Source organism: Nitratireductor soli (assembly GCF_001050155.1).
Taxonomy (GTDB): Bacteria; Pseudomonadota; Alphaproteobacteria; order Rhizobiales; family Rhizobiaceae; genus Nitratireductor; species Nitratireductor soli.
Genome location: NZ_LFVY01000005.1, coordinates 243,891 through 267,725 on the forward strand (window position 1 = coordinate 243,891; position 23,835 = coordinate 267,725).

The 23,835-nt window shown below is 65.6% G+C and carries 21 protein-coding genes; 8 read left to right on the plus strand and 13 right to left on the minus strand.

Annotated features, from left to right (window positions below; genetic code table 11):
- Window positions 1–22 precede the first annotated feature (22 nt).
- The 8 genes from AB843_RS08295 to AB843_RS08330 all read left to right on the plus strand — a co-directional run bounded on the left by AB843_RS08295 (window position 23) and on the right by AB843_RS08330 (window position 8,392).
- Entirely contained in the window at window positions 23–826 is an 804-nt protein-coding gene (locus tag AB843_RS08295) for an SDR family NAD(P)-dependent oxidoreductase (RefSeq protein ID WP_087587070.1), read from the plus strand.
- Window positions 823–1,584, plus strand: coding sequence for an RraA family protein (locus AB843_RS08300; protein ID WP_053086109.1), 762 nt, complete (start codon window positions 823–825; stop codon window positions 1,582–1,584). The genes AB843_RS08295 and AB843_RS08300 overlap by 4 nt, the downstream gene beginning before the upstream one ends.
- A 10-nt stretch (window positions 1,585–1,594) precedes the next feature.
- Entirely contained in the window at window positions 1,595–1,942 is a 348-nt protein-coding gene (locus tag AB843_RS08305) for an NIPSNAP family protein (protein ID WP_048646330.1), read from the plus strand.
- 26 nt (window positions 1,943–1,968) lie between these two features.
- Window positions 1,969–3,018, plus strand: coding sequence for an ABC transporter substrate-binding protein (locus AB843_RS08310; protein WP_048646331.1), 1,050 nt, complete (start codon window positions 1,969–1,971; stop codon window positions 3,016–3,018).
- A gap of 20 nt (window positions 3,019–3,038) precedes the next feature.
- Window positions 3,039–4,796 carry an ABC transporter permease gene (locus AB843_RS08315; RefSeq protein ID WP_244467925.1) on the plus strand — a complete coding sequence of 586 codons (1,758 nt, stop codon included), beginning with the start codon at window positions 3,039–3,041 and terminating at the stop codon, window positions 4,794–4,796.
- Window positions 4,797–4,803: 7 nt separating this feature from the next.
- Window positions 4,804–5,931 (plus strand): ABC transporter ATP-binding protein, encoded by a 1,128-nt coding sequence (locus AB843_RS08320; protein WP_053086110.1) that lies wholly within the window; start codon window positions 4,804–4,806, stop codon window positions 5,929–5,931.
- A 125-nt stretch (window positions 5,932–6,056) separates the two neighbouring features.
- Window positions 6,057–7,268, plus strand: coding sequence for an MFS transporter (locus AB843_RS08325; RefSeq protein WP_048646332.1), 1,212 nt, complete (start codon window positions 6,057–6,059; stop codon window positions 7,266–7,268).
- A 152-nt stretch (window positions 7,269–7,420) separates the two neighbouring features.
- On the plus strand, window positions 7,421–8,392 hold the full coding sequence (locus tag AB843_RS08330) for an alpha/beta fold hydrolase (protein ID WP_157384461.1): 972 nt from the start codon (window positions 7,421–7,423) through the stop codon (window positions 8,390–8,392).
- A gap of 137 nt (window positions 8,393–8,529) precedes the next feature.
- Here the strand turns inward: AB843_RS08330 and AB843_RS08335 are convergent, their stop codons facing one another.
- The 13 genes from AB843_RS08335 to AB843_RS08395 all read right to left on the minus strand — a co-directional run bounded on the left by AB843_RS08335 (window position 8,530) and on the right by AB843_RS08395 (window position 23,772).
- Window positions 8,530–10,776, minus strand: coding sequence for a nitric oxide reductase activation protein NorD (locus AB843_RS08335; RefSeq protein WP_048646334.1), 2,247 nt, complete (start codon window positions 10,774–10,776; stop codon window positions 8,530–8,532).
- An 11-nt stretch (window positions 10,777–10,787) separates the two neighbouring features.
- A complete protein-coding gene (locus AB843_RS08340; protein ID WP_048646423.1) occupies window positions 10,788–11,627 on the minus strand; it encodes a CbbQ/NirQ/NorQ/GpvN family protein in 840 nt (279 codons plus the stop codon).
- Between the two features lie 111 nt (window positions 11,628–11,738).
- Entirely contained in the window at window positions 11,739–12,776 is a 1,038-nt protein-coding gene (locus AB843_RS08345; RefSeq protein WP_048646335.1) for an aliphatic amidase, read from the minus strand.
- A 36-nt stretch (window positions 12,777–12,812) separates the two neighbouring features.
- Window positions 12,813–13,520 (minus strand): urea ABC transporter ATP-binding subunit UrtE, encoded by a 708-nt coding sequence (gene urtE / locus AB843_RS08350; RefSeq protein WP_048646336.1) that lies wholly within the window; start codon window positions 13,518–13,520, stop codon window positions 12,813–12,815.
- On the minus strand, window positions 13,513–14,280 hold the full coding sequence (gene urtD, locus AB843_RS08355; protein ID WP_244467926.1) for an urea ABC transporter ATP-binding protein UrtD: 768 nt from the start codon (window positions 14,278–14,280) through the stop codon (window positions 13,513–13,515). Before urtD ends, urtE begins: the two co-directional genes overlap by 8 nt.
- Complete coding sequence (urtC, locus tag AB843_RS08360) at window positions 14,277–15,404, minus strand: urea ABC transporter permease subunit UrtC (RefSeq protein ID WP_048646337.1); 1,128 nt, start codon at window positions 15,402–15,404, stop codon at window positions 14,277–14,279. The genes urtD and urtC overlap by 4 nt, the downstream gene beginning before the upstream one ends.
- Before the next feature lie 32 nt (window positions 15,405–15,436).
- Window positions 15,437–16,306: an urea ABC transporter permease subunit UrtB gene (gene urtB, locus AB843_RS08365; protein ID WP_048646425.1), complete on the minus strand. Its 870-nt coding sequence runs from the start codon at window positions 16,304–16,306 to the stop codon at window positions 15,437–15,439.
- Window positions 16,307–16,378: 72 nt separating this feature from the next.
- A complete protein-coding gene (locus AB843_RS08370; RefSeq protein ID WP_048646338.1) occupies window positions 16,379–17,626 on the minus strand; it encodes a transporter substrate-binding domain-containing protein in 1,248 nt (415 codons plus the stop codon).
- A gap of 221 nt (window positions 17,627–17,847) precedes the next feature.
- Window positions 17,848–18,501 carry an ANTAR domain-containing response regulator gene (locus AB843_RS08375; protein ID WP_157384462.1) on the minus strand — a complete coding sequence of 218 codons (654 nt, stop codon included), beginning with the start codon at window positions 18,499–18,501 and terminating at the stop codon, window positions 17,848–17,850.
- A 44-nt stretch (window positions 18,502–18,545) separates the two neighbouring features.
- Window positions 18,546–19,688 carry a transporter substrate-binding domain-containing protein gene (locus AB843_RS08380; RefSeq protein ID WP_280136278.1) on the minus strand — a complete coding sequence of 381 codons (1,143 nt, stop codon included), beginning with the start codon at window positions 19,686–19,688 and terminating at the stop codon, window positions 18,546–18,548.
- A gap of 75 nt (window positions 19,689–19,763) precedes the next feature.
- A complete protein-coding gene (locus AB843_RS08385) occupies window positions 19,764–20,786 on the minus strand; it encodes an alpha/beta fold hydrolase (RefSeq protein WP_048646341.1) in 1,023 nt (340 codons plus the stop codon).
- A 68-nt stretch (window positions 20,787–20,854) separates the two neighbouring features.
- Window positions 20,855–22,171 carry a purine-cytosine permease family protein gene (locus tag AB843_RS08390; RefSeq protein ID WP_048646426.1) on the minus strand — a complete coding sequence of 439 codons (1,317 nt, stop codon included), beginning with the start codon at window positions 22,169–22,171 and terminating at the stop codon, window positions 20,855–20,857.
- Between the two features lie 353 nt (window positions 22,172–22,524).
- On the minus strand, window positions 22,525–23,772 hold the full coding sequence (locus tag AB843_RS08395; RefSeq protein ID WP_162230634.1) for an NAD(P)/FAD-dependent oxidoreductase: 1,248 nt from the start codon (window positions 23,770–23,772) through the stop codon (window positions 22,525–22,527).
- Window positions 23,773–23,835: the final 63 nt, after the last annotated feature.

Consider the following 23,835-nt stretch of genomic DNA (forward strand, 5'->3'; position numbering starts at 1 on the left):
CAGTGTCGGGGAGAACAATCAGGTGAACAGTCTGGACGGCAAGATCGCCCTCGTCACGGGGGCGGCCATCGGCATCGGTGCTGCCACGGCGCGGATGATGGCCGAGGTCGGCGCAAGCGTCATTCTCGCCGATGTGCGCGACGTCGAGGGTGCCGCCGTCGCAGACGAGATCGTCCAGGCCGGCGGCACGGCGCACTACATCCATCTCGACGTCGGCAGCCAGGCCCACTGGATGGCGGCCGTCGCGCTGGCCGAGCAATTGTTCGGCGGGCTGGACATCCTGGTCAACAATGCCGGCATCCTGTTCGGTCGCGACGTCGAGGAGGCCAGCCTGGAAGACTGGCAGGCCATGTCCGCCGTCAACCAGCAAGGCGTGTTCCTGGGCACCAAGCATGCCCTGCCCGCCCTGCGTGCCCGCGGCAGAACCAGCCCAGAGGGCAGCGCCATCGTCAATCTTTCCTCCGTCTCCGGCCTGGTCGGCTCGCCGGTCGACCCGCTCTATTCGATGACCAAGGGCGGCATCGCCCTGTTCACCAAGTCGACGGCGCTCGCCTTCGGCCGGCAGGGCTACCGCATCCGCGTCAATGCCGTGCATCCGGGCGTCATCGAGACCGCGCAAGGCAGGCAGACATTCGCCGCGCGGGCGAGGAAGCTTCCCTCCGGCGACGTCGCCGAAGCCCGTGCGCTGGCGCTCGCCAACCATCCGATCGGCCGGTTCGGCACCGTCGAGGACGTCGCCAAGGCGATCATCTTCGTCGCCTCGGACGACGCCGGGTTCATGACCGGATCGAGCCTGGTGATCGATGGCGGGTTGACGGCGCAATGACGGACACGGCGCGCAAAACGCTGGGCAGGCTTCCCGCGGCGGCGTTCGGCCGCCTCACCCTGCCGCCCATCCCAAGCGACATCCTCGACGGTTTCCGCGCCCTGCCGGACCTGACCGGCATGGTTTCCGATGCCATGGACCTGGCCGGCTTGAGCGGCGCGGTGGCGGGCTCCGAATTGCGTCCGACACTCGCCGGCCGACGCGTCGTCGGCCCGGTGATCACCGTTCTCAACCGCGCGCGCGGCGACACGCCGGCCGAGGCCGTGGCGGCGGCCGACAACCGGCTGGCCGATATCGAGGCGCACAATCTGGCCAGGCCCGGCGATGTGACCGTGATTCAGGGCGTCGACGGCGTTTCTAGCCTCGGCGGCATCGCGGCGGCAATCGCCAGGCGCCAGGGCGAAGCGGCGATCATCGTCGACGGTGCGGTGCGCGACGTCGAGGCGAGCCGCGAACGCGACCTGCCGGTCTGGGCGCGCGGGGTGACGCCAGTAACCGGCAAATGGCGCATCGAGACCGTTGCCATCAATGTCGCCGTGACGATCTGCGGCGTCACCGTCCACCCGGGCGATCTGGTGGTGGCCGACGATACGGGCATCTGCTTCGTGCCGCATGCGGCGCTGGCCGACATCCTCACCCGCGCGCGGGCCATCGCCGCCGATGAACGGCGCCGGCAAGAGATGATCGCCAATGGCCGGACGCTGCACGAGCTTGCCGCCCGCCCCGGCATCAAACCCCAGACAGACCAACCGAAATAGAGGCGTACGCATGCTCGTCGAGCAACGAATTTACACAATCCCGCATGGCAGGATGAACGAGTATCTCGAACGCTACGAGAAGTTCGGCCTGCCGGTCCAGCAGCGTCATCTGGGCGGGCTGGTCGGCTTCTTCATCAGCGAGATCGGCCCGCTCAACCAGGTCATCTCGCTGTGGGCCTATGCCAGCATGGCCGACCGCGAAACGCGGCGGGAAAACCTGGAACAGGACCCCGACTGGATCGCCTTCCGCGGCATGAACACCGGGTCCTTCACGGCCCAGGAAACGCGGATCATGCGGGCGGCATCGTTCTCGCCGGCCATCCGCCGCGACACGGGAGAACCGCGAGCGGATTCCTGACACAATTTTCACAATGGGAGGAAGACATGAACACCGACAAGGCACACAGGCTGTGGCGCGCCATCGCCCTCACCGCCGGTCTGACAGCGGCGGGCCTCACCGCCCCGGCCTCGGCTGCCGACCAGGCGCTGATCGACGCGGCGAAGAAGGAGGGCGAGGTCGTCTGGTACTCCTCGCTGATCGTCGACCAATTGGTGCGCCCGGTCGCCGAGGCTTTCGAGCAGAAATACGGCATCAAGGTGCATTATTCGCGCACGCCGGCCGGCGAGATGGCTTTGAAGCTGCAGAACGAAATCCGCGCCAACAGCGTCCAGGCGGACGCCTTCGACGGCAATTCGGCTTTCTTCCAGGTGATGCCGCTCGACAAGCTCGTTGCCTACGCGCCGGAGGCGGCCACCGCCTATCCGGCCGAACTGAAGGATGCCGACGGGCGCTTCCACGCGATCAACGTCGCCACGCTGACCGTCGGCGTCAACACCGACCTGGTGCCCGAGGCCGACCGGCCGAAAACCTATGACGACCTGCTCGATCCGAAATGGAAGGGCAGGATGGCCTGGACGACCGACCTGACGCCGAACGGCCCACCCGGCTTCATCGGCAACATCCTGACGGTCTATGGCGAGGAGAAGGGCATGGACTATCTGCGCCGGCTCGCCGCGCAGGACATCGTCAAGGTGCCGGCCAGCCAGCGCGTCGTCCTCGATCAGGTGATCGCCGGCGAGCATTCGATCGGCCTGATGATCTTCAACCACCACACGGTCATCAGCGCCGCCAAGGGGGCGCCCGTCACCTGGCTGCGCGTCGAACCCCTGATCAGCACCGGCAATTATGTCGGCCTTTTGAAGAACAGCCCGCATCCGGAGGCCGGAAAGCTGTTCGTCGATTTCATCCTGTCCGAGGAAGGGCAGATGGTGTTCCAGAAGGCCAACTACCTGCCCGCCCATCCCGGCGTGCCGGCGGCCGAGCCGACCTTGAAGGCGGAGGGCGGCGGCTTCAAGGTGACGGTCATCACAAATGAGGCGGCGCTGGAAAACCTGCCCAAATGGACGGCGATCTACAAAGAACTGTTCGACTAGGCATGACCCAGGAAACATCCTTGACGGCGACATCGCGCGCGGGGCGCGCGGTGTTGCGAACCTGGCTGCCCTCAGGCCGGATCCTTGGCGGCATCGGCGGTCCCGTGCGGGTTCTGGCGCTGGTGCTGATCGTCCTGCTCGCCCTGCTGGTCATCCCGCCGATCCTGACGCTGGTCGAGCTCAGCTTTTCCGATATCGGCCTCGACGGCACGCGCAGCGGCTTCACCCTGGCGCATTACCGCGACCTGGCCGGCGACACGGATTTCATTCGCGTGCTGTTCAATACGGTGGTTTTCGCCGCCAGCGCGACGCTGATCTCGCTGCTGCTCGGCGGCACGCTCGCCTGGCTGGTGGAGCGGACCAACACGCCGTTCAAGCGGCTGGCCTATCTGACGGCGATCGTCTCGCTCGGCACGCCCTATGTGCTTTACGTGATGTCGTGGCTGTACATTCTCGGCCGCGCCGGCCCGGTCAACCAGCTTTACCGCTGGCTCAGCGGCGGGTCGGGCGTGCTGTTCGATCCCTATACGCTGACCGGCATGATCGTCGTCGAGGGGTTCCTGTGGTCGCCGCTGGTTTTCCTCCTGATGGCGGCGAGCTTCCGCATGGCCAACGCCGAAATGGAGGAAGCCGCGCGGATGAACGGCGCGTCGGTGTTCGACACGATCCGGCTGATCTCGCTCCGGCTCGCCTGGCCGGCCATCCTGGCGCTCGCCATGTTCGTCTTCATCCGCAACATCGAATCCTTCGAGGTGCCGGCGCTGATCGGCATTCCCGGCAAGGTCCAGGTGCTGACCACGGACATCTACCTGGCGGTGAAGGAGTTTCCGCCGCAGCTCGGCCACGCGGCCTCGTTCTCGGTCGTCATGCTCGTGCTGATCGCCGTGCTGATCCATTTCTACGGCCGCATCGCCCGCCAGGCGGACCGCTATGCCAGCATCACCGGCAAGGGTTTTCGGCCGCGCCCGTTCGATCTGGGCGCCGCCCGGCCGGTTGCCGGCGCGGTCATCGTCGTCATCTTCCTGATCGTGCTGGCGCTGCCGCTGATGGCGCTCGTCTGGATGGCGCTGACGCCCTATGTCGCGCCGGTCACCCTGGCCGGCATGAAGACGCTCAGCCTGCACAATTTCATCGCCGTCCTGACGGCGCCCTATTATCTGACGCTGGCCGTCAACACGCTGCTCGTCTCGGTCTTCGCCGCCACCACCGCCATGCTGCTCACCGGCCTCGCCGGCTGGCTGGCGGCAAGGCGGCGGTTCGGCGGCCGCATCGTCGACCAGCTCGCCACCGTGCCGCTGATCTTCCCCGGCATCGTGCTCGGCGTGGCGGTGCTCGACATGTCGCTGCGCATGCCGTTCTCCATTTACGGCACGGTGTGGCTGATCGGCTTCGCCTATCTCATCCGCTACATGCCCTACGGCATGCGCTACGCCTATTCGGGCGTTCTGCAACTGCACAGGGAATTGGAGGAGGCATCGGAAGCCTCCGGCGCCGGCGTATTGCAGACGCTCGGCCGCATCACGGCCCCGCTCCTGTCGCCGGCGCTGATGGCCGGCTGGCTGTTCATCTTTCTCATCGCGTCGCGCGAACTGTCGATCGCCGTGCTTCTGGCCGGCCCGCAATCGCAGGTCATCGCCGTCGCCATGCTCGATCTCTGGCAAAACGGCCAGGCGGGCGAGCTCAGCGCACTGGGCCTGTTGTGGACGGTGCTGATGGTCATCGTGGCAAGCATCTTCCAGTATCTGGAACGGCGCGGCTCCACCGAAACATTTGGGTAGGCACGACATGCATGGAAACGGCGTCACGGTAGAGAATCTGCGCAAGATCTATGTCACCAGCGAGCAGATCGCCGGCGGCATCCACGCAGCGAACTTCAACCTGCCGGAAGGAACCTTCTTCACGCTGCTTGGACCGAGCGGCTGCGGCAAGACCACGACGCTGCGCTGCATCGCCGGCCTGGAGCAGCCCGACGAAGGGCGCATCGAGGTCGGCGGCACCACGTTCTTCGACGCCGATCGCGGCATAGCCGTGCCGCTCAACCGGCGCGGCATCGGCATGGTCTTCCAGTCCTACGCGATCTGGCCGCACATGACCGTGTTCGAGAACGTCTCCTTTCCGCTGCGCGTCGCCAAGGACCGCAGCTATGGGCGCGAGGAGATCCGCGCCCTGTCGGAAAAGGCGCTGGCGACCGTCGGGCTCGACCAGTTCGCCGACCGGTCGGCGACGCGCCTGTCGGGTGGCCAGCAGCAGCGGGTGGCGCTCGCCCGCGCCATCGTCCGCGAACCGCGGCTGCTCCTGCTCGACGAGCCTTTGAGCAATCTCGACGCCTCGTTGCGCGAGACCATGCGCCAGGAACTGAAGCGCCTGCAGCGGCAGATCGGCGTGACCACCATCTACGTCACCCACGACCAGGCCGAGGCATTCGAGATGTCCGACCAGATCGCCGTCATCGACAAGGGTCATGTCGTCCAGATCGGCGCGCCCGAATCCATCTATTTCCGGCCGAAGAACATTTTCGTCGCCTCCTTCGTCGGCAACACCAACCTGGTCAGGGGCATCGCCACGGGCAAATCCGGCAACAACGCCGCCACCACCGTGCGCCTGCCGTCGGGCGCCGCCTTCCGCTGCCTGACGACCGACGGCGGCGCGCTGAACGGGGGCAGCGCGGTGACGGTGTCGATCCGCCCCGAAGCCATCGCCGTCGGCCTGGTGAAAGCCGGCGCTTCAACCACGGGCAACGGCCTGGAGGGCGTCATCTCGGATGTCGCCTTCCTCGGCAATATGCGCCGCTACGAGATCCGCCTCGACCAGACGGTCATCACCGCCAATTCGGACCCGCGCCAAACGCTCGGCATCGGCGACCGGGTCTTCGCCCGGTTCGATCTGGAAGACGCGATCGTCCTGGCCGAGTGAGGCAGCGGGATTGCCGCAGCGAGAAATTGTCAAACGGGCTTGCGATTTACTGGTTTGACCGCCCGGCGCTTTGCTTTGAGGATTGAGAGACCGCCCCGCAGCCGCGCGGGCAGATGTGAACGAACATGACCGCAACAGCGCTCGGCAGCAGCAGTTTCCGCCTCTATCTCGGCGTCAATTTCCTCTCACTCAACGGCATCTGGATCAACCGCATCCTGATGAGCTGGCTCGCCTGGTCCTATACGGGCTCGGCGGCCTGGGTCGGCATCGTCTCGTCGCTGCTGTTCGCCCCGACCCTGCTCGCCGGGCCGTTCTTCGGCGTCCTGGCCGACCGCATCGACATCCGCCGCGGCGCGGTGGTGACGCAAATTCTCCTGGCGCTGATCATGCTCACCCTGTGGACCGTCCATTCCGCCGGCGCGCTCGACATTGCCGGGCTGGCGGCGATCGCCTTCGCCTTCGGCCTGACGGCCAGCGCCAACCACCCGATCCGCCTCACCCTGGTGCCGCTGCTGGTGCCGCAGAGCAACATCCCCAATGCCATCACGCTGATCTCGATCAACTTCAACATCGCGCGGCTGCTCGGCCCGGCCGTCGGCGGCCTGCTGATCGAGCGGCTCGGGCCGGGCCCCGCCATGCTGATCAGCCTGGCGATGACCCTGCCGATGCTGGTGGCCATCCTGTTTCTCAGGCCGCGCCTGCGCGAAGAGAGCAAGGATGGGCCGACGCCGCTCCTGGCGCAATTGCGCGAGGGCGCGCGCCACGTGCTGCGCAGCGAGATGATCCGCCAGGCGATGGTCGTCACGCTCATCGCGGCGGTGATCGCCCGCGGCGCGCTGGAAGTGCTGCCGGCGGTCGCCGACGGCATGTTCGGCCGCGGCGCGCGCGGGCTCGGGCAGATGCTGTCGTCCGCCGGCGCCGGCGCCCTCATTTCCGGTGCCGTCATCATGCTCGACGGCGGCCGGCGGCCGCATGCGGATCTGATGCGCCGCAGTTGGGTGTGGATGCTGATCGGCATTCTCGCCGTCTGCGGGCTGGCGGCGATCGATCACTGGTGGGTGGCGATGCTGATGGTGTTCGTCATGGGCGCCTCCGGCACCTTCACCTCGATCTACACCCAATCGGCGATCCAGTTGGAGACGAGCGACGCCTATCGCGGCCGGGTGGTCAGCCTGTGGCTGTTCGTCGGCATGGGGGGCAACGCGGCCGGCGCCGTCATCTTCGGCGCGCTGGCCGACGCGATCGGCATGCGCCGCTCCTTGCTGACGATTGCGCTCGTCGGGCTGGCCGCCGCCATTCCCTGCATGTTCAGAGCCAGAAAAAACAATGACTTATAACCGGAAACGCGGCGTGCGAGGAATTGTCAAGCGCGCTTGCGAATAACTTGTTTGACCGTTTCCACCTTTGTTCAGAACATCGAAACACCCCGGCCGACACGCGGAAAATGCGGTCGCCGCCGGCAACAAGAGCAATCATGAGGGAGAGAACGATGAGGGACAGCAGACATTCGAGAGGACCGTTGATGGACCGCCGGCAGGCGTTGAGCGCCAGCGCCTTGCTCGGCATGACGGTGGCCGCCGGCGGCCTCGGCATGACGGCCACGACAAACGCCCGTGCCGCCGAGACGATGGACGATGTCGGCGTCGTTCCCGTGCCGCTGCCCGAGCCCGCGCCGCAGACCGAAGGACTGGTCGATGTCGGCGACGGCCACCAGATCTGGTATTTCGACACGGGCGGTACCGGCAATGCAGTGATCTTCCTGCATGCGGGCACCGGCAGCGGTCTCGTCTGGGGCTATCAGCAGCCGGTCTTCGCCAAGGCCGGCTACCGCATGATCGGCTATTCGCGCCGCGGACGGGCCAACTCGAAGGTCGGCGACCTCGACAAGCCGGGCAACGGCTCGGACGATCTCCTGAAGCTCGTCGACCATCTGGGCCTCGACAAATTCCATCTGCTCGGCACGGCCGCCGGCGGCATGATCGCCACGGATTTCACCGTGTCCCACGAGGATCGCCTCCTGTCGCTGGTGCTCGCCAACACCATCGTCGGCATCACCAATGACGACTACCGCGCCATCTACGGCCTGTTGTGGCCGAAAGAGTTCGGACCGCTGCCCGGCGATTTCAAGGAGCTCGGACCCTCCTATCGGCATCTGGACGTGGAAGGCCGCGCGCGCTGGAACGAGCTGGAGCACAAGGCGAAGATCGCCGACATGAAGAGCCAGGGCTATGCCAACAAGGTCACCTGGGACCATGTCGAGGCCTGGAAGGTTCCCGTGCTGGTGCTGACCGGCGACGCCGACCTCTACACGCCGCCGTCGATGATGCGCCTGGTGCACAGCCGCATTCCCGGCGCAGAAAAATACCTGGTGCCGGATTCGGGCCACTCCGCCTACTGGGAACGGCCGGAAATCTTCAACACGGTCGTGCTCGATTTCATCGGCAGGCACAACGGCGCCTGACGGACGGAGGGCCGGCGATCCCCTCGCCGGCCCTCCTCAACGGTTCCTGATGCAGCGTCGCCGCGCCCGATAGCCCCAAACGGGCGCGGCATTCGGCGCTGCATGCAGTCCGTTGGTTCGACCTCGCCCGCTCCGCCTTACGCGGTGAGACGAAGATAGAGGGCGGGCAGCTTTTCCGGCAGGCGCTCGATGGCGCTGAACGCGACCACGTTGCGGCGTCCGAAAATCCGCTCGGCATAGGATTCGGCATCGCAATCGAGCGCGATGCAGAACACGTCGATCCCGTCGCGGTTGAGCGCATGGACCGCCGCGCGGGCATCCTCGACCAGGTAATCCCCATCATCGACATCGACATCCGACGGCTCGCCGTCGGTGATCAGCAACAGCAGCCGGCGGTAAGTCTGCTGAGAGCGCAAATCGGCGCCGGCATGGCGGATGGCGGCGCCGAGACGGGTCGACAGGCCGCTCTCGAGCCCGGCCAGCCGCGCCCGCGCCGCGCTGTCATAGGGTTTGGCGAAATCCTTGACGCGCAGATAGCGCACATCCTCGCGCGTGTCGGAGCAGAAGGCGGCGATGGCGAACGGATCGCCCAGACCGTCCATGGCCTGCGCCATCAGGGCCGCGGCGTGGCGCTCGATGTCGAGCACGGTGCGTGCCGCGCCCGACACGTTCTCGCCGGTCGAGCGCGACACGTCGATCAGCAGATGCACGCAGAGATCGCGGCTGCGCCGCTCGTAGCGGCCGTGCACGCGCGGGTCGGGCGTTTGCCCCATCCGCCGCGTGATCGACGCCTCGATGCAGGCATCGATGTCGAGGAACTCGCCGTCGGTCTGCCGCCGCACGCGCTCCTGCCGGCTGATGCGCGACGCGCTGATCAGGGCCGTCAGGCGCTGGGTCAGATCGGCGCGCTCGTCGAGCAGCCGCGCGATCGACGCGGCCGAGGCGGTCTTCGGCGCGTATTCGCGCAGGGCGCACCATTCCGGCCGCTCGCGCCCCGTCGCATGGTCGAATTCGGCATAGCGGGCGACCAGCACGCCATTCTCCTCCTCGGCGCGCAGGGAGACGCGGTTGACCTCGTCCTGTGGATCGGGATCGGGCTCCTGGCGGTCCGGCTCGCCATCGTCGCGCTCCTCGGTCTCGATGCGCGCGGTCTCGATCATCTGCTCCATCTCGAACGCCGCCTGGTCCTCCTGGTCGGCGAAATCCCAGATGCCCAGATTGTCGTCGCGATAGGCCGGCTGGACCACATAGGTCTTGGCGTCGAACTGCAATCGCATCTGGCCCAGATCGTTGCCGAGCAGGCCGCCGATGCGGCGGCTGAAATCCTGGTCGGCGGGGTCGGCGGCGAAAGCCTCCTCGAACAGCGCCCTGCCCTTTGCCACCCAGCCGTCCGGGTCGGCGTAATCGCCATCGACCAGGGCGCGCGCCAGCCGCGCCATCAGGCCGACGGCGATGGCAGCACCACCGGGCCGTGCCCCATGGAACGGACGCCACAGCGCGGCCAGGCCCGGCAGCTCGGCCATGGCGAGGCGCTCGACGCGCGCGTCCTCGATCAGCGAGATCACGGCGACCTGCAGCGGTTTCAGCTTGCCGGCCGGAAACGGGCTTTTCGTGAAGCGGTGGTGCGCGCCGACATGGGCCAGCGCGGCGTGATACAGATTGCGGCTGTCCTCGGCGCTGAAACCGGGGAACGCCGCCGGCACGCGAACCACCCCGCCGCCGAAGCCGACCCGCCGGCGCAGATGGTCGGGTGCCTCGCGCGGCACCTCGCGGATGGCCGGCCGCAGACCCCATAGCGCCGTGTAATAGGATTTGAGCCGTCCCTCCAGCGCCAGGAAGTCGGTCATGCCCGCCTCCCGGTCAAGGAAATGGCGGGCCTCGTCATCCTCGCGCCGGAAGAAGCGCAGGCGCCGCTCGGGATCGCCGCGCCCAGCGGCAAGCCCCATGCGGACAAAGGCCTCGAAACCGGCGCCATCGAGGATGGCCAGAAGCTTGCCGGTGCCCTCCAGCAGCGGTGGCACCGATTCCGGCGCCTGGCGGGCAACCAGCTCGACCAGTTCGAACCAGCGCGTCAGCACCATCTGCTCTGCCGGTTTCCCGGCGGCGGCAAGCGCCGCCTCGGGCAAGGCCGCGGCCGCCCGCCGGCCGGCGCGGATGGCCAGTTCCGAGACGGCGCGGCCGAGGCGGAGCGCGGCTTGCGGGGACGCCAGCAAGGCCAGTTCGACGCCATGCCGGCGATAGGCGGCGGCGATCGCGCCGCCATAGCCCGCCTGCTCGATCCGGCGGCGCGCGGCGCGCCATTGCTCGCCCCATTCGCCGGGAAAAGCCTGATTTTCCTTCAGGGAGAGGGCCGGATCGGCGGCAGCGGCATGCCTGGCATTCATCGGCGCTGGCCTCACATGCAGGCGGCGATCGCCGCCGTCAGCGCGTCGCGCAGTTCCGGGTCGTCGGTGATCGGCAGCACCATCGCCACCTGGCAGGCGTCGGCCAGCGGAATGCCCTTGGCGGCGAGCAGCCCGGCATTGATCAGCATGCGGGTCGAGGCGCCCTCGTCCAGGCCGTGGCCCTTGAGGTTGCGCGAGCGCTGGGCGATGCGCACCAGCGTGTCGGCGATGCGCCGCTCGACGCCGGCCTCGCGGGCGACGATCTCCGCTTCGATGGCCGGTTCGGGATAGGAGAAGGCAATCGCCCCGAAACGCTGCTTGGTCGATTCCTTCAGATCCTTCAGCACGCTCTGGTAGCCGGGGTTGTAGGAGATGACGACCTGGAAATCCGGATGGGCGGGCAGCACCTCGTTCTTCTTTTCCAGCGGCAGGATGCGCCGGTCGTCGGTCAGCGAATGGATCACCACCGTGGTGTCCTGGCGCGCCTCGACGATCTCGTCGAGATAGCAGATGGCGCCGAGCCGGACGGCCAGCGTCAGCGGCCCGTCGTGCCAGACGGTCCCGTCGGCGTCGAGCAGGTAGCGGCCGACCAGGTCGGAGGCCGTCATGTCCTCGTGGCACGAAACGGTGATCAGCGGCCGCTTGAGCCGCCAGGCCATGTGCTCGACGAAGCGCGTCTTGCCGCAGCCGGTCGGCCCCTTCAGCATGATCGGCATGCGCGCCTGATAGGCGGCGTCGAACAGGGCGATTTCCTGCCCGACGGGCCGATAATAAGGTTCGCTGCCGATGCGGAACTCAGCCAGATAATCTGTTTGCGCGGCGATGGCCTCGGCGCCGGACATGGAGGTCATGCGTCGTTCGTCCTTTCGGGTTTCGCGCCGCAGCGCCTTGGAATGCGGCGCTGCGGCGTCCGGGAGGATGCCCGCACGAAGTCGCGCGGGCACGGGTTGTGCGATGAAACCTCAGCGATGCCCGGAACCGTTGTTGGGAATGCCGTCGATGGGACATTCCTCGGTTCCGACGCTGGAGCGCGTCATGGCCTCGACCATCTCGCGGGTGCCCTCGGGATCGGTGATCCAGTTTTGGTAGAAGGTGTACGGGCAGACCGCGTGACCGCGCTCGTCGTCGCCGGAATTGATCAAGCCGGTATAGCCGCGATGCACGAGCTTGAAGAGATGGTTCTGCGACTGCATGTTCTTGCGCTGGTCGCGGATCGCCGAAACCGACAATTGCCCATACTGGATGCCGTTTTCCTCGGTGCCGCATTCGCCCAGCGTGCGGCCGTCGAAGCCGATGATCGCCGAATGGCCGAAATAGGAATAGACACCGTCGAAGCCGGCCGCATTGGCCACCGCGACATAGCAATTGTTGGCCCAGGCCATCGATTTCGAGATCAGGATCTGCTGCTCCTTGGCCGGATACATGTAGCCCTGGCAGCGGATGATCAGCTCGGCGCCGCGCATGGCGCAATCGCGCCAGATTTCCGGATAATTGCCGTCGTCGCAGATGATCAGGCTGATCTTCAGCCCCTTCGGCCCCTCCGAGACATAGGTGCAATCGCCCGGATACCAGCCCTCGATCGGCACCCAGGGCATGATCTTGCGGTACTTCTGGACGATCTCACCCTTGTTGTTCATCAGGATGAGGGTGTTGTAGGGCGCCTTGTTCGGATGATCCTCGTGGCGCTCGCCGGTCAGCGAGAAGACGCCCCAGGTGTTGGCCTTGATGCAGGCCTCGGCGAAGATCGCCGTCTCCTCGCCGGGCACCTGCGAGGCGGTCTCGTACATCTCCTTGGAATCGTACATGATCCCGTGCGTCGAATATTCGGGGAAGATGACCAGGTCCATGCCCGGCAGGCCGATCTTCATTCCCTGGACCATGTCCGCGATGTTGCGGGCATTGGCCAGCACCTCCTCACGCGTGTGCAGGCGCGGCATCTTGTAGTTGACGACCGCGACGCCGACCGTGTCCTTGCTGCTCGAAATATCGCCGTGATACATTTCTCAGTTCCTCCTGTTGGATTGGTGTCGCGCCGTTCACACGACGAGATGCTCGTGGATAAGATCGTCGGTCAGGCCGGATATCGCGCCGGCGACCGAAACGCTGCCGCGGTTCAGAATGGCGAAGCGGTTCGAGGCGCGGCGGGCGAATTTCAGGTTCTGCTCGACCAGGACGATGGTCAGCCCCTTGTCGCGGTTGAGGTCGATCAGCACCTGCTCGATCTGCTCGACGATGTTCGGCTGGATGCCTTCCGTCGGTTCGTCGAGCAGCAGGATCTTCGGCTCCGACAGCAGCGCCCGGGCGATCGCCAATTGCTGCTGCTGGCCGCCCGACAGATTGCCGCCGCGCCGGTTGATGAACTCCCTGAGGATCGGGAACAGCTCCAGAACCCATTCGGCGATGCGGCCCTGGTCCGGCCCCGGTTTCGATTGCGCGGCGAAGGTGCCGACAAGCAAATTCTCACGCACGGTGAAGGCCGGCAGGATGCCGCGCCCCTGCGGCACGTAGCCGAGCCCGGCACAGGCCCGTTCATGGGTGGGCAGGCCGATCAGTTCGCTGCCGTCGAGGCGGATCGAGCCGGAGGTGCGGCTCATCAGGCCGAGGATCGTCCGCAGCAGCGTCGTCTTGCCGACGCCGTTGCGTCCGAGCACGCTCAGGAACTCGCCCGTGCCGACCGACAGCGAGACCGCCTGCAGCGCCCGGCTGCGGCCATAGAAACCGTCGAGATTTGAAAGCTCAAGCATGGCCGATCCCTCCCGAGCCGAGATAGGCTTCGCGCACCTGCGGATCGCTGGAAATCTCCTTCAGCGACCCCTCGGCCAGAAGCTTGCCCTGGTGCATCACCGAGATCGTCTCGGCGATGTCGCGCACGAAGCCCATATCGTGCTCGACGACGATCAGCGTGTGCTGGCCGCGCAGGCGGTTGAACAGTTCGGCCGTCTTGCCGGTCTCCTGGCCGGTCATGCCGGCGGTCGGCTCGTCCATCAGGATCAGCGCCGGGTCCTGGGCCAGGATCAGGGCGATCTCCAGCCATTGCGTCTGTCCGTGCGACAGATGGGCGGCGGCGCTGTCGAGCGCGTCGCTCAGGCCGACCAGTTCGGCCAGCCGCTCGAGCTCGTCATCGTCCATGCTGCCGCCGAAGCGGACGAGGTTGGCCAGAACGCCGGTCTGGCGCGACTGGCCGATGTGCAGATTCTCGCGCACGGTCAGTTCACGAAACACGCTCGGCACCTGGAATTTGCGGCCGATGCCGGCGCGGGCGATTTCGTATTCCTTCAGTTTGTCGATCGAACGCCCCTCGAAGCGAATTTCGCCGGACGTGGCCTGCGTCTTGCCGCAGATCAGGTCGAGTGCCGTCGTCTTGCCGGCGCCGTTCGGGCCGATCAGGCAGCGCAGTTCGCCCTTGCCGACGGCCAGGTCGAGCCCGGCCACCGCCACGAAGCCGCCGAAAGAAACGCTGACATCGTTCAGCGCCAGCTGGATTTCGCCGTCGTCGCTCATCATGCGCCCTCCCCGTGGGTGATCGCCTCGCCGCCCGGCTTGGCCGCCGTGGCAGGCTGCCCCGCCGGCTGGCGCTGGAAGCGCGCCGTCAGCATTTCGAAAGCGCCGGCAATGCCCTTCGGCAGGAACAGGACGGTAAGCACGAACAGGCCGCCCATGATCAGCATCCAGCTTTCGAGGAAGGTTTCCGATTCCGACAGCGCGCCCTGCACGCCGGTGACGATCAACGCGCCGAGTGCGGCGCCGAGCAGGCTCTGGCGCCCGCCGACCGCGACCCAGATGACGACGGACAGGCTGAGCGGTACGCCGAGAAAGGTCGGCGAGGCAAACTCCATGACGATGGTGTAGAGCATGCCGGCCAGACCGGCGATGCCGGCCGAGACGGCGAAGATGAAGATCTTGTAGAGCGCCACGTCGTAGCCGAAGAAGCGGACCCGGTCCTCCTGGTCGCGGATCGCCTGCAGGATCATGCCCGTCTTGCTGCGGGTGATGGCCAGCGACAGGAACAGCACCGCCGACAGGCACAGTGCGACCAGATAATAGGTCGAGGAGGAATAGGCGTCGAAGGACAGGCCCGCCACCTCGAACTGGGCAAGGTCGGTGATGCCGTTGAAGCCGCCGGTGAAGCGCTGCTGGTCGATGATCACCAGATTGACCACCACCATGGCGGCCAGCGTGATGATCGCCGCGTAGACGCCGGTGACGCGGCCGCGGAACATGAACCAGCCAAGCAGCGCCGCGAACGTCGCCGGCACGAGAATTCCGGCGACCAGCGCAAAGGTCGTCGAATGGAACGGTGCCCAGAACCAGGGCAGTTCGGTGACGTTGTTCCAGACCATGAAGTCCGGCAGACCTTCACTGCCGGTGTGAACCGGGACGGTGCCGAGCTTCAGCGCCATCGCCATGCAGTAGGAGCCGAGGCCGAACGTGGTCGCCTGGCCGAGATTGAGGATGCCGGCATAGCCCCAGGACAGGCTGAGCGCCACGGCCAGCATGGCGAACACCAGGTAGCGCGAATATTTGTTGAGCAGGAACGCGTCGTCGAGAAACAGTGGAACGAGCAGGATGGCGATGCAGAACGCCAGGTAGAGCAGCGTTTGTTGAGCGGATTTTCCGGTCAGGAGCATGATGGGTCTGGATCCTTCTGTCCGGGCGGCGTTCACGAGCGCACACGCGCCGAGAACAGGCCCTGCGGGCGGAAGCGGATGAGGATGACGATGGCCAGCAACACCAGCGCCTTGGCGATCGTGTCGTTGCTGTGGAAGGCCAGGAAGCCGGTCAGTTCACCGAGAATGCCGGAGCTGGCGACCGTGCCGAACAGGCTTTGCGCGCCGCCCAGCACCACGACCATGAAGGCATCGACCACATAGGTGGTGCCCATTTCCGGTGAAACGCTCTTCAGCGGCGAGACCAGCGCCCCGGCCAGGCCGGCAATGCCTGCCCCGTAAGCAAAGGTCGAGCGGTACACCCTGGCCGAATTGATGCCGAAGCTCGAGGCGATATCGCGGTTTTGCGTGATGGCGCGCAGCTTCAGGCCGAAGGAAGTGTGCCGGTAGATGTACCAGGTGAGCGCGAACAAACTTAGCGCCAGGCCGAGGATGAACAGCCGGTAGGCCGATTCCGTCGCGCCGAAGATGTTGACGCTGCTGGCGAGCGCCGCCGGCATCTCCACATAGCGCAGTTCGCCACCGGCCGTCAGCCGCACCGCCTGCTGCGCCATCACGCCGATGCCCCAGGTGGCCAGGATGGTGTCGAGCGGCCGCGCATAGAGATGGCGGATGACGAGCGCCTCGATGATCCAGCCGAACAGCGCCAGGATGATGAAGATCGGCACCAGGCTGGCGATCAGGCCGAGGCCGAGCTGGGTTTGCAGGAACCAGGCGCAATAGGCGCCGAGCATGACGAATTCGCCATGCGCCAGATTGATGACGCCGGTGACGCCGTAGATGATGGCCAGGCCGAGCGCCACCAGCATCAGGATCGATGCGATGCTCAGGCCGGTCAGCAACTGGGATACGACAAGTTCCATCTCACTGCTTTCGAAGAGGTCAAAAAGGTGGCGATGGCGCCCGGGCGCCATCGCCGTTCGGTCGCCAGCGCGTCAGACTTCCTTCAAGCCTTCGGCAGTGCAGCTCTGGTTGGCATAGGCCTTGTAGGGATCGGGCTCCAACCAGTCGGCCGACTGCTTCAGGATCTCGAACTGGCCGTCGGACTTGCAGCGGCCGATCTTCGGGCGCAGCCAGGCGTGCAGGTTTTCCGGCTCCACCTTGACCAGGCCCTGCGGCGCCTGGAACTGTTCGCCCTTGACCGCCTCGCGGATGGTGTTCGGATCGATGTCGCTGGCGGCCAGTTTCTCGACCGCCTGCTTGAACAGGTAGATCTGGAAATAGGATGGTTCGGAGACGAAGTGCGTGACCTTGTCGCCACCCCAGCGGGAGCGATAGGCCTCGACGAATTTCTGGTTCTCGGGCGAGTCCCAGACCATGAAATACGGCGCCGAGGTGAAGTGGCCGGCGGCCGCCGCGCCACCCATGGCCGCCACCTCGTTCTCCGAGGTGGTCAGGCTCGCCATCGGCATCGTTTCGGGGTCGAGGCCGGCCGCATGATATTGCCGGTGCAATGCCACGACGGAATCGCCGACCACCGTCGAGAAGATCACATCCGGCTTCTCGGCCTTCAATTTGTTGATGACGGACGAGAACTCCGAGTGGCCGAGCGGCACGTATTCCTCGGCGACGACTTCGCCGCCGAGTTCGGCGAGCAGCTTCTTGCAGTAATTGTTCTCTTCCTTCGGATAGATGTAGTTCGAGCCGATCAGGTACCAGCGCTTGCCGAAATTCTCGACCAGCCAGGGCACGAAATCATCCTGCTGCTGGTTCGGCACGGCGCCGGTGTAAATGACGTTCTTCGAGCATTCGCGCCCCTCGTAGAGGGTCGGATACCAGTAGAGATTGTTCTGTTTCTCGAACACCGGCAGCACCGCCTTGCGGCTGGCCGAGGTGTAGGAGCCGAAGACCGACACGCATTTGTCGGACAGCACCAGCTTGCGGGCCTTTTCGGCGAAGGTCGCCGGGTCCGATGCCGGGTCCTCGACGACCGGGACGATCTCCATGCCGTTGACGCCGCCGGCGGCGTTGATCTCCTCGATCGCCATGATCGTCGCCTTGTTCAGCGATTCCTCGATGATCGCCGTCGTGCCTGTCAGCGAGAACAGGACGCCGACCTTGATCTGGCCGTCCTGGGCCCGCGCCAGCATGCCGTTCTTCGACCAGATGTGGGGGAAGCCGCCGAGAGAGGCCGCGCCGAGCGCCGCCGTGCCTTGAAGAAACTTACGCCGATTGGTTGTCACCTTTGTCGCTCCCTGAAAATAAAAAAGCCCCGAAACGCGCCGCCTCGCGGCAGCTCGTTTCGGGGCTTCGTCGCCTCTGATTGTTTGTTGCGGCAACCTCGCCGCAAGCACCTTCACTTTGGTTCAGGCAACAAAAAACCCCACGTCCCGCTCGCGCGAAATCCGTGGGGTCTCGTTACCCGTATGTGCGCGGCATCGTTGCCGCGAATAGCCTCAAAAAGCTAGCTAAGAAGTTCGTGCGAGTCAATGATCGCATTGGCCACCGCGCCAATGGTCACCCGCCGCTCCATCGCCTGGCGGCGCAGATAGTTGTAGGCCTCCTCCTCCGTCACGTCCTTCATGCGGATGAGCAGGGATTTCGCCCGTTCGACGCTGCGCATGGTGCGCAGATTCTCGTCGAGCTTGTCGATCCGGCCGCGCAGGCGCTTCTCGTACAGGAAATGTCCGCGCGCCAGCGCGACGCAGGTCTGCGTCGAGCGCGGCGTTGCCGGATAATGCATGACGCCGTGGGCGGCGCAATTGTGGATCAGCTGCAGGTCGAGTTCCCCCTCGCCGCAGTCGATCACCACCAATGCCGCCTCCGGCTCGCCGGGGATCCAGGGAATGCGCTGCGGCAGGTCTTCCGTCAGCGCGCAGAACACCAGGTCGAACTGAACCGGAATCTGCGGCGGCATCGGCCATATGTGGCGCACATTGCAGCGCAGGCGCTGCAATTCGCGCATCAAACGCTCGCCATCGTCGTCGCGCTGGGCGATGACGGCCACGTTGAGGTCCCAGAAGCTTTTCTGCTGAGCCTGGACATTCTGCTGGCCGGGCCGGCCGACCGGCTTCTGCGATGGGCCACGCTTGCCCTGGGCGTGATCGTGTCTTGCCATGTTGAGCATCTTTTCTCTTGGCCCGATGATACCCGGGCTTCTGGTCAACTGTATTCGAGGCATCGGCCATACCCGAGCAGATAAGGGTCCGCCTTCACGCTGGAGGGCGATTCATAGACGATGTCGAACTGTCCCTGCCGGTTGGCGCGGCCGATGCGCGTCCACAGATCCGCGTGTCCCCAGACCGGGTTGATCGACACGCCGCCCTGCGGCGCGTCGAATTCCGACCCCATGACGCTGTCGCGCATGAGATTGGTCTCCATCGAGTTGGTCTTTTCCAGCGTCTTGGCGAACACATTGACCTGAAAATACGATGCTTCCAGGCACATATTGGTCGGCTCGTCGTCGCCGTAGCGCTTCTTGTAGCGGTTGACGAAGGTGGTGTTGCTGTCGTTGCCGACACCCTGGAAATAGGGCGCCGCCGTCAGGTGCCCCTCGCCGACGTCGAAGCCCATGGCGCGCACCTCGGCCTCGGAGGTCGTCAGGCTGGCGATCGGCGTCACCTTCGGGTCGAGCCCCATATCGGCGTAGGCCTGGTAGAGAAAGGTCGTCGCCTCGCCGACGACCGTCGAGAAGATGACGTCGGGCCTGACCTGTTTTATGTCGCGCATGACCGGCGTGAAGGCGCTGCGCTCGGCGCCCAGCCGAACATAGCTTTCGCCGACGACGCTGCCGCCCGAATGGCGGATCAGTTCGCGCATGATGCGGTTGGATTCGCGCGGATAGATGTAGTCGGATCCGACGAAGTAGAAGCGCGTGCCGTAAAGCTCCATCAGCGTGCGGCAGAGCTGGACGCTGTTCTGGTTCGGCGTCGCGCCGGTGTAGATGACGTTGGAGGAGAACTCGAAGCCTTCGTAGAGCGTCGGATACCATAACAGGCCGTCCAGCCGCTCGACCACCGGCAGAACCGCCTTGCGGCTCGACGAGGTGTAACAGCCGAAGATGGTGCTGACGCCGTCCTCGACCATCAGCTTCTTGGCGTACAATCCGTAAGACCGTGAATCCGATCCCGGATCATAGACGATCGGCTCGACCGGCCGGCCGTTGATGCCACCCTTGTCGTTGATTTCATCGATGGCGGTCAGCGTTCCCCGGAGTTGGGTTTCCTCGATCACGGCCATGAAGCCGCTGCGCGAGAAAAGAACGCCGACACGCCACGGTTCGGAAGTGTTGCTTGATCGTGTCAACTCACACTCTCCCATTTCTACCCCGGCCGCGCGTTCCCCGGCGCGGCCCGTCCCGACAAACGACGCTTTGTTGTTTTATGCGTCGCTCGCCAAAAGCTCCTTGAGCTTGTCGTCCAGGAACTTGACGTCGACCGGGCTCGTGCCCGGACCGCCGGCAAAATGCCCCCAGACGGATTCGATCGGGATCAACGTCGCGTTCGGCATGTGCGACACTTCGATCTCGCTGTCTTCGGGCGGAAAATACAGATCCGTCCGTCCCGGCATAACATAGGCCTTCGCCTTGATTGCGCCGAGCGCTTTTTTGAGGTCCCCGCCGTAAAGCGTGTTGGCGCTGATGTCGCCGTTCTGCCAGGTCCACAGCATGGTGAGCAGGTTGTTGGCATCCTTCGGCAGGAAGAAGCCCTCCCAGAACGCCACCAGGAAATCCTCGAGCGAGGAATAGCCGAGCGTCTTCAGGTCCAGTTCCTGGCGGTAGAAGGTCTGCGAAAAGCCCCAGCCGGCATAGACGCGGGCCATGGCGCGCAGGCCCCGCTCCGGCTTCTTCTCGTACCAGCCCTCCTTGAAGGCGGCGTCGGCCGTCAGCGCCGCCTTGACGCCTTCGAGGAAGACGAAATTGTGCCGCGAGCACTTGGCCGAGCCGCAGAACGGCGCGATGCGCTCGACCATGTCGGGGAACATCGCCCCCCAGTGGAAGGTCTGCAGCGCCCCCATCGACCAGCCGGTCACCAGCTTGATGGTCTCGACACCGAATTTCTTCGTCATCAGCTGGTGCTGGGCGCGAACGTTGTCATAGGCCGTGACATTGGGAAAACGCGATGCGTTGTAGGGCTCGGGCGTGTTCGACGGCGAGGAGGACAGGCCGTTGCCGAGCATGTTCGGGATGACGATGAAATATTGGTCCGGGTCGAGCGCCATGCCCTTGCCGACCAGCCATTCATTGTCGACATGCTGGCCCGAATACCAGGTCGGATAGACGATGACGTTGTCGCGTTTGGCGTTGAGCTTGCCAAAGCTCTTGTAGGCCAGCTTGCAGTCGCGCAGCGTGGCGCCGCTCTGCAGCGTGAAATCACCCAGATCGTAAATTTCATGGTCGGCCATGGCCGGCAATCCTCCAGTTGAACGAGATCAGGTGCGAGGGCCGCCCGAAGACGGCCCCGCTCTTTATGCTATACGCCGGCGCGGGCCGCCACCGGCGCCCGGTTGATGACCGCGTAGGCGATGCCCCCGGCAAGCCCGGCGGAGATCGCCGTCGACAGATGCGGCGCGTAGAACTCGACGATGACGGCCACCAGCGAGCCGATGCCCCAGGCGAGGAAGGCCGACGGGCGCCAGTCGCGGTCGATCGCGGCGTTGCGGCGGTGGATGTACTGGTCGACCAGGATGATGGCGCCGATCGGCGGCACCAGGATGCCGAGCAGCGACAGCCACTGGATGAAGAAGGCCCAGACATTGCCGGCGGCAACCGCGATGCCGATGGCGCCCAGCACGACGGCCAGGACGCGCATGCGGCTGTTGAGGATGCGCGACCAGCCGGTGGCGGCGTTGTACAGGCAGTGCGCGCAGACCGAGCCGAGATTGCAGTAGAGGAACAGGAAGGCGAGCAGGCTCAGGAACGTCGCCTGCTTGGCGTTCATGTAGCCGAACATGTTGTCGGCGCCGAACGGGTTGGCGTCCGGCACGGCCAGTGCCGCCGTCATGATGCCGCCGACCAGCATGGCGCAGAGATTGGCGAAGGGGAAGGCGCTGAAGGTGGCGATGAGCGAGCTTTTCGTGTCCTTCGCCCAGCGGTTGAAGTCCGCCGAAACCGTGCCGGCATCGATGAACAGGGCGATCACCACGGTCAGGCCGACGCCCATCGACATGGAGGCCGCGCCATTGTTGCCGGGATAGGCGAAGATCGCCTCCCAGGTGGTGGTCGAGGCCGAATCGAAGACCACCCAGCCGCCGAGCACGACGAACAGCGGCACCGAGACCAGGCCGATCAGGTGCAGCCCGTGCACGCCGACGAAGGTGATGCCGATGTAGAGCAGCCCGGCGACGATGGTCATCGCCACATAGTTCAGATCATAGGCGGAACTGATCAGCGCCCCGGTGATGCCGGTCTGCACCGCGTACCAGCCGAGCAGCAGCGTCGACAGCAGGCCGGACGCCAGCATGTAGCCCTTGCGGCCGAAGACGACGCTGGCCAGCAGCGCGAAGTTCATGCCGCGATTTGTGCCGAGTATGCCGAGCGCGGCGACATAGGCGAACATGATGATGTTGCCGAGCACCATCGCCCACAGGGCATTGGTGAAGCCCATGCCGAGCACCAGGATGGAGCCGGTCATGGCGCCCGTGATGATCATCGGGAAGCCGATCCACACGGTGGTGACGGAAAATGTGCTGCGCCGCGCTGCCAGCGGCACCGGCTCGTGTTCGTATTCTTCGCCAAGGACGTGATCCACCTCGTCGAAGGCTTCGGCCTCATTGCGTGTCTTGCTCATCGTCAGCCCCTCACTCGCTTTTTTTTGCTTGGTTGCGGCCCGCCGTTCGCCCTTCTGGGGCCGGCGTGGCGGCATTTATTTGCGCGCAAAAGAAAAAGCCTCCCCACGTCTCTGTTTCCAGAGGCATCGGGAGGCCTTTTCGCCTGCGAATTTTTGCCGGCTACATTGCCGCGCGTGAAACCGTCATCGGTTTGTCGAAAAGCTAGTCCTGAGGGGCAATTGTGTCAATCCCACCATTCGAATACGCCTAGCTCTACAGTTGCTTTTCACGCTGGCGCTTCGTCACACACCCCCCTCTGCCCGGCAGGGCAGAGGGGGTGTGACGGAACGCGGTGTAAGTCGTAACTGTAATGCTACGGAGACATTCCGTGCGCAGCCAGCGCGGCCTTCAGCGCCGCCGGACCCTCGGCGATCTGGGCATCGGTGGGCGAAAAGCCCGCCGCCAGCATGCGCCTGCCCAGCATGTGCTCGCCCGGCCGGTTGACCGTTTCCAGCGCCACCAGCCGCTCGCCGGAAAACAGGAACACGGCGAAGGCGCCGGCATCCAGGTCGCCGGACAGCACCTGGCGGTCGATGTCGAAGGCAAGGCCGGCCATCTGCAGCTTGCGTTCGCCCTGGTCGGACCAGAACCAAGCGACGGCGTCGAAATCGGCCGGCCGGCCGAGCATCGCCTTTGCCGCGCAACGCGCCTGGTCGGTGGCGTTCTGCACGGATTCGAGCCGCAGCACGCGCCCGGAAGCCTGGTGCGGGAAGGACACACAGTCGCCGATGGCGAAAATGCCGGGCGCGCTGGTGCGGCACGCCGCGTCGACCCGAATGCCGTTGTCGCAGAGGATGCCGGCGGCCTCGGCCAGCCTTGTGTCGGGTTCGGCGCCGATCCCGACGAGCACGGCATCGGCGGGGATCGCCTCGCCCGCATCGGTGACCACCGCCCTCACCCCGCCGTCCTGGTCGCCGTCCTGGCCGCTGATCTGGCGAACACCGGTCCGGGTCAGGACGCGAATGCCCAGGCCCTCATGGTAAGCGCGCATGTGCGAGGAGACCGGGGCGGAAACGGCGCGGCCGAGCAGCCGGTCGGCCGCCTCGACGACCGTCACCCGCTTGCCGGACATTGCCATGGTCGCGGCCACTTCAAGGCCGATGAAGCCGCCGCCGATCACCACCACGTCGCCGGCCGCCGCCGTCCGCTCGCGCAACAGGCGGGCATCGGCGCACTCACGCAGATAGAAGACGCCGTCCAGTTCGCTGCCTGGAACGGCCAGGCGGCGCGGCCGCGCGCCGGTCGCCAGAAGCAGCTTTGACCAGGCGAGCGTGGCCCCGTCCTCCAGCGTCAGTGTGCGCGCGGTCGGATCGATCGAGGCCACCGTCGATCCCAGGCGCAGGGCTATGTTCTGCGCATCGTAGAACATCTGCGCCTTGAGGATCTGCGGTGCGGCGTCCTGCGCTTTCAGGAACGTCTTAGACAGGGGCGGCTTGTGGTAGGGCAGTTCCGGGTCCGCCGAGACAAGCGTCAGTGCGCCCTGATACCCCTCCTCGCGCAAGCTGGTGGCGGCCTGCACCCCGCCATGCCCCGCGCCGATGATGATGATGTGCTCGTCCAGCGTTCCATCTCCGGTCACTCGGGCGCCGGGCCCGCCACGCACCGACATAAACACGGCCACCGG